The sequence below is a fragment of the Exiguobacterium sp. A1_3_1 genome (assembly GCF_048985645.1).
GTDB classification, from domain to species: Bacteria; Bacillota; Bacilli; order Exiguobacteriales; family Exiguobacteriaceae; genus Exiguobacterium_A; species Exiguobacterium_A indicum.
The window spans coordinates 1-5097 of sequence record NZ_WBYY01000208.1; the positions used below are offsets into that span (position 1 = coordinate 1).

Genomic DNA, 5097 nt, shown 5'->3' on the forward strand with positions numbered 1-5097 from the left:
GCGGGAAAACTGACTTGTGTCTCGCCTGAGGAAAGGGCGTGAAAAGACGCGTCATTTTTTGGGATCAGTCATTTGAAGCCTACGTGAACATTAAAATACGTAAGGTGTCAAAATGACAGCCATGAGACAGACGAACGTCGTCCATCCCTGATGATGACGTAAGGATAAGAAAAGCGTGACCAGCCCAGTGATCGTCATACCGGATAAAATCCATCCTAGCCAAAAATCCGTGCTATTCGAAGCAATCGGGATGCTTAATATGTAAGCTGTCGTGTGCGGAAAGAAGCCGATGGCATCTAAAATGATACCGCCAAAGACACCAATCAGCAGCAAGCCGATCGACAGACGAAATAGTGCTTTACGTTTAATCATTATGCATACTCCTATTCTGTTTGGTTGAAGCAAGAAATCCTATTGTTGCGCCTATTCAATATGTTTCTACAAAAAGCGATGAATTTCTTTCTGTTATCTATCCCTGAACTTTATCAAAAATTCTCGCTTCTGCACATCAATCGGAATATTCAAATAGTTATGGGGTATTCTGTTGAAAACGCCATCGCCGATTCAGTGGAAAGGAGAAGAGAAGATGATGCCTGAACTGATACCGGATAACCGGGAGCTCGAACGAAGGATTCGGATCGTCCATCTGTTGCGAAAACTGGGGAAGACGGACGAAGCGATTGCCCGATCCTTGTATGTTCCGATCGAATGGGTTCAATCAATTGGTGAAGAAGACGACTGGCAGCAAATGCAATCATCCTAAGGCAAGGACGTCACGTCCTTGTTTTTTCGCGTGTTCCGGTATACTAAAACAAGCATCTCAAATCGAGAGGATGAAGTAAAATGAACGTTGCCATCATTGGAGCAGGAATCAGTGGTTTATATCTCGCGACGCGTATGCAGGAGCTTGGACACGACGTGACGATCTATGAAGCACGCGACCGAATCGGTGGGAGAATTGAGACGGTCGATTTCGACCTAGCCGGACAAGCATATGCGTTTGATCTTGGACCGACTTGGTTTTGGCCGGACAGTGAACCACTGATGGTTGATTTGATCCATCGATTCGATTTACCGACACTGGAACAATACACGACGGGTGCGCTTCGACTCGAACGGGCTGACGGAATCGAGTCGCATGTGGTTGCGAATCAACCGACGGCGCTTCGCCTTCGTGACGGAATCCGCTCCGTTGCTACGGCACTTGCTGCACGACTCACACCGGGAACGATTCGACTCAAGTCTCCCATCAGCCAGATTGATGTCATGAATCGGATTATCGTCAGTTCAGGAAGGAAGAGTCAACCGTTCGATGAGATCGTTCTCGCATTACCACCGCGTCTAGCGGCAACACTATCATTTGTACCATCTTTACCTGAAGCAGTTCTGGGTGAACTTGAAGCATTACCGACTTGGATGGCGCAGCAAGCGAAATGTCTGATTTTTTACGAGAAACCGTTTTGGCGTGATTCGGGCTGGTCCGGTCAGGCAATCAGCTGGACTGGGATGGTGCAAGAGATTCATGACGCTTCCCCACAAGATGGACCGGGAGCGTTGTTCGGTTTTTTCCGGACACCGGCACGTGAACGACGATTATTGACCGAGGCGGAAATCAAGGAAACGGTACTCGCGCAGCTGGTTCGTCTGTTCGGTGAACAAGCGCGTCAGCCGATTGGTTGGGCATATAAAGACTGGTCGACAGATAGTTGGACAGCAACACGAGCCGATGCAGCCCCACTCGTGGATTTCCCGGCATATCATGCTATCAATCTCGGAGTGGAGCATGCAGCGATTTCATTGATTGGGACAGAGACCGATCCGAGTCATGGTGGACACTTAGAAGACTCATTACGATCCGTTGAACGCTATTTAGAAAAGAGAGGAGTAAAAAAATGATCAAGACGCTACATTATGATGTGTTCACAACGATGCCAGGAAGCGGTAATCCAGCTGGGGTCGTCTTAGACGCCGATCAATTGACTGAGTCGGAAATGCAACGAATCGCGCGTACGAATGGCTTTACCGAGACGACGTTCGTCTTGTCATCCGAGCAAGCGGACTACCGCATGCGCTACTTTGCACCGGAACGGGAAATGGACTTATGCGGACATGGTACGATCGCTGCATTAACGGCACTTGATTCAAAGATCCGTTTATCTACGGCATGTCAGATCGAGACAAAGTCAGGCATCTTGCCCGTGATGCGTTTAGCGAACGGAATGTTTCGCTTGCAACAGGGACAACCACAATTACATCAGTTTGACGGTGACATAAAGCACGTTCTAGCCGCGATTGGTCTCGAATTGACACATCTCGATGACCGATGGCCAATCGTATACGGCAGTACTGGGAACTGGACACTGCTCCTCCCGATTCGTCGACTTGAGGACTTTCACCGGATGGTGCCGGATAACCAACGCTTTACCACCGTGTTGACCGATCTCCCACAAGCCTCGATTCATCCGATTTGTCTCGATACATATGACCGACAAGCGACGATGCATGGACGTCACTTCTCAGCAACGGGGGCAGGTAGCGTCGAAGATCCGGTTACGGGAACGGCGAGTGGTGTGATGGGTGTCTATTATCGAAAATTCATCCAGCCACTTGAAACGGAAACAGCGATCATCGTCGAACAAGGACACGAGATGGGTCGTCCCGGGCAGGTCGGAATCCGTATTTCTGGCGAAGGTCTTGATCATAGCAAATGGAAAGTCGAGATGGACGGTCAAGCCGTCTTTGTCGGCGTCAAGAGAGTGGGAGAGGAAGAGGCAGATGTTGAAACATTTCATTTGGGATTTTGACGGCACCTTGTTTGATACGTATCCGGTGTTAGTCGATGTGTTCGTGGAATTACTCGAGCGTGAGGGGCGAACGGTCGAACGCGAGCAAGTAGCAGAGCTGATGGCGATCTCGGCAAAAACGACGTATGAGGCGTTTAGTGTGTCCGAAGCGTTCATTGCGAACTACAAGCAACAAAAGATGATCATCGAACAAGAACAGTCTGAACCGTTTCTCGGAATCCGTGAACTGCTAGAGGCGTTATCGACGAGAGGTGCGACGCATCATATCGTCACCCATCGCGGAACATCGATTCATGCGTTGCTTGCAAAACATGGGTTGACGCATCATTTTCAAGATGTGTTGACGGCACCGGATGGATTCGCCCGAAAACCGGATCCGGAAGCTGTCACGTATTTAGTCAATCGGCATCAGATGGTACGAGACGAAACGATCATGATTGGAGACCGGGAACTCGATGTCTTAGCCGGACATCGTGCCGGTATCAAGACGTGTTTGATAAGCAACCGACCAAATGAGACCGTTGCGACGTATACCGTAACGTCGCCCGGTCGATTAAAGGAATTGTTACTGACATAACGACAGCCCCGCTTCCAGTGATGGAAACGGGGCTGTTTTTTAAGAAGACAATCGATCTGCTTCGGTTGCTTCAGCGCGTGGTGCACGCCAGAAATACGTCAGTAAAATGCCGACTGCGAGCATGACTGTCGCGAAATAGAACGGATAGTTCAAATTGACGTCAAAGAGTAGTCCACCAACGATCGGTCCGAGAATGTTGCCGATGCTCGTAAACATCGAGTTCATTCCGCCGACGAATCCCTGTTCATTTCCGGCAATCTTCGAAAGATAGGTCGTGACAGCAGGTCGCATCAAGTCGAAACCGACGAAGACGACCATCGTCACGAGAATGATCGAGAGATAGTTCGTCACGAACGTCATCAAGACGACGAGCAGTGTCGAACCGATCAAGCTGTATCGGATCAAGCGAATCTCACCGAACCAGCGCGTCAAACGATCGAACAGTCCGACTTGGACGATGACGCCGACGATCGCACCGAGAGAAATCGCAAGCGCAATGTCCTTCGCCGTGAAGCCGAACTTCCGGTCGACGAACAAGGCGAACAACGACTCAAACGAGGCGAGACCGAACGATGAGATCAATAGGACCAGAAAAGCGATGAAATAGAGCGGACTGAAGACTTTCCGGAAACCCGTCTGTTGTTTGACCGTCGTTGTCTCGTAGTGACGTTCCGGTTCCTTAAGCGTAAAGACGGATAACACCATCGCTGTCAAACCGAACGCAGCAGCAAAAAAGAACGGCGTCCGCGAGCCAAGGTCAGCGAGGAACCCACCGATCCCCGGTCCGATGATGAAACCGGTCGAGATGGCAGCAGACATATAGCCGAGCGCTTTCGGACGAGTTTCGTTCGTCGTGATGTCAGCTATGAATGCCGTGACGGCTGGCATGATGAAAGCCGCACTGACACCACCGAGAATCCGTGACGCGAACAGGACTTCGACGCTTTGACCGAGACCGAATAAGAGCTCGGACATGCTGAAGATGAACAAACCGATGATAATCATCGGTTTACGTCCGTACTTGTCAACGGCACGTCCCGCAAGTGGTGAAAGAATTAGTTGCGCAAAGGCGAAGGCGGAAACCATGTAACCGACTGTCGCCCCGGAGATGTTCAACTCGTTCATGATCGTCGGTGTGACGGGAATGACGAGTCCGATACCTAAAAAGGCGATGAATAAGTTGAGCAGGAGTGTACTTAAAATCAATGTATTGTTTTGCATAGTTCACCTCAATAGAATTAAATCGTTTTTGACATACCGCGCCAGACGATCGGCCAGACAGCTTGCTGTCGAGCGTGAAACGCGTCGACACCGTTGTAGACGAGTTCCGTCAGCGTACCTTCCGCCACCGTCAGATAGGCGAGAGCGGCACTTTTGTAATCCGTCGAATAGAGAATCTGTTCCGTTCGGTCTCGTTCGCGTAATAATCGCGTCAATAGATCGTGCAGTGAATCAAAAAACGGATTGAAGCGGTCCGTCATCTCTTGTTCGAGCTTCTCCGGTGGAAAATAGGCAGCCCGAAGGATGAATCGCATCAGGATATCGTCTTGCTGTTCCGAAATGAACCAATCGAAGAAGCCGTGCAGCGATTGCTCGAGCGGCTGCTGCCGCGTACTCGTGAAATACGTCGCAAAGCGGCGCTTTTGTTCTTGCAAGGCGTACGTCGTCGCTTGCAGGAACAGGTCGTCCTTCCCTTTATAATGAGCATAGATCGAT

At 50.1% G+C, this 5097-nt stretch carries 7 protein-coding genes; 4 read left to right on the forward strand and 3 right to left on the reverse strand.

Features of this window, described 5'->3' with window-relative positions; all coding sequences use genetic code 11:
* Positions 1–90: 90 nt before the first annotated feature.
* Positions 91–372: a hypothetical protein gene (locus tag F8N00_RS16125; RefSeq protein ID WP_421018572.1), complete on the reverse strand. Its 282-nt coding sequence runs from the start codon at positions 370–372 to the stop codon at positions 91–93.
* A 172-nt stretch (positions 373–544) separates the two neighbouring features.
* Here F8N00_RS16125 and F8N00_RS16130 point away from each other — a divergent pair, with 172 nt between their 5' ends.
* The 4 genes from F8N00_RS16130 (at position 545) to F8N00_RS16145 (ending at position 3381) form a co-directional block, all read left to right on the forward strand.
* Positions 545–763 carry a hypothetical protein gene (locus tag F8N00_RS16130; RefSeq protein ID WP_143404455.1) on the forward strand — a complete coding sequence of 73 codons (219 nt, stop codon included), beginning with the start codon at positions 545–547 and terminating at the stop codon, positions 761–763.
* An 80-nt stretch (positions 764–843) separates the two neighbouring features.
* Entirely contained in the window at positions 844–1896 is a 1053-nt protein-coding gene (locus F8N00_RS16135) for a flavin monoamine oxidase family protein (RefSeq protein ID WP_421018573.1), read from the forward strand.
* Positions 1893–2804, forward strand: coding sequence for a PhzF family phenazine biosynthesis protein (locus tag F8N00_RS16140; RefSeq protein WP_421018574.1), 912 nt, complete (start codon positions 1893–1895; stop codon positions 2802–2804). The genes F8N00_RS16135 and F8N00_RS16140 overlap by 4 nt, the downstream gene beginning before the upstream one ends.
* Complete coding sequence (locus tag F8N00_RS16145; RefSeq protein WP_421018575.1) at positions 2776–3381, forward strand: HAD-IA family hydrolase; 606 nt, start codon at positions 2776–2778, stop codon at positions 3379–3381. The genes F8N00_RS16140 and F8N00_RS16145 overlap by 29 nt, the downstream gene beginning before the upstream one ends.
* 39 nt (positions 3382–3420) lie before the next feature.
* Here F8N00_RS16145 and F8N00_RS16150 read toward each other — a convergent pair whose 3' ends face one another.
* Both F8N00_RS16150 and F8N00_RS16155 read right to left on the reverse strand, forming a co-directional pair.
* Positions 3421–4602, reverse strand: a complete 1182-nt coding sequence (locus F8N00_RS16150; RefSeq protein ID WP_058265930.1) for an MFS transporter — start codon at positions 4600–4602, stop codon at positions 3421–3423.
* A 17-nt stretch (positions 4603–4619) separates the two neighbouring features.
* On the reverse strand, positions 4620–5097 hold a 478-nt coding region (locus tag F8N00_RS16155), incomplete at its 5' end, for a TetR/AcrR family transcriptional regulator (protein WP_421018576.1).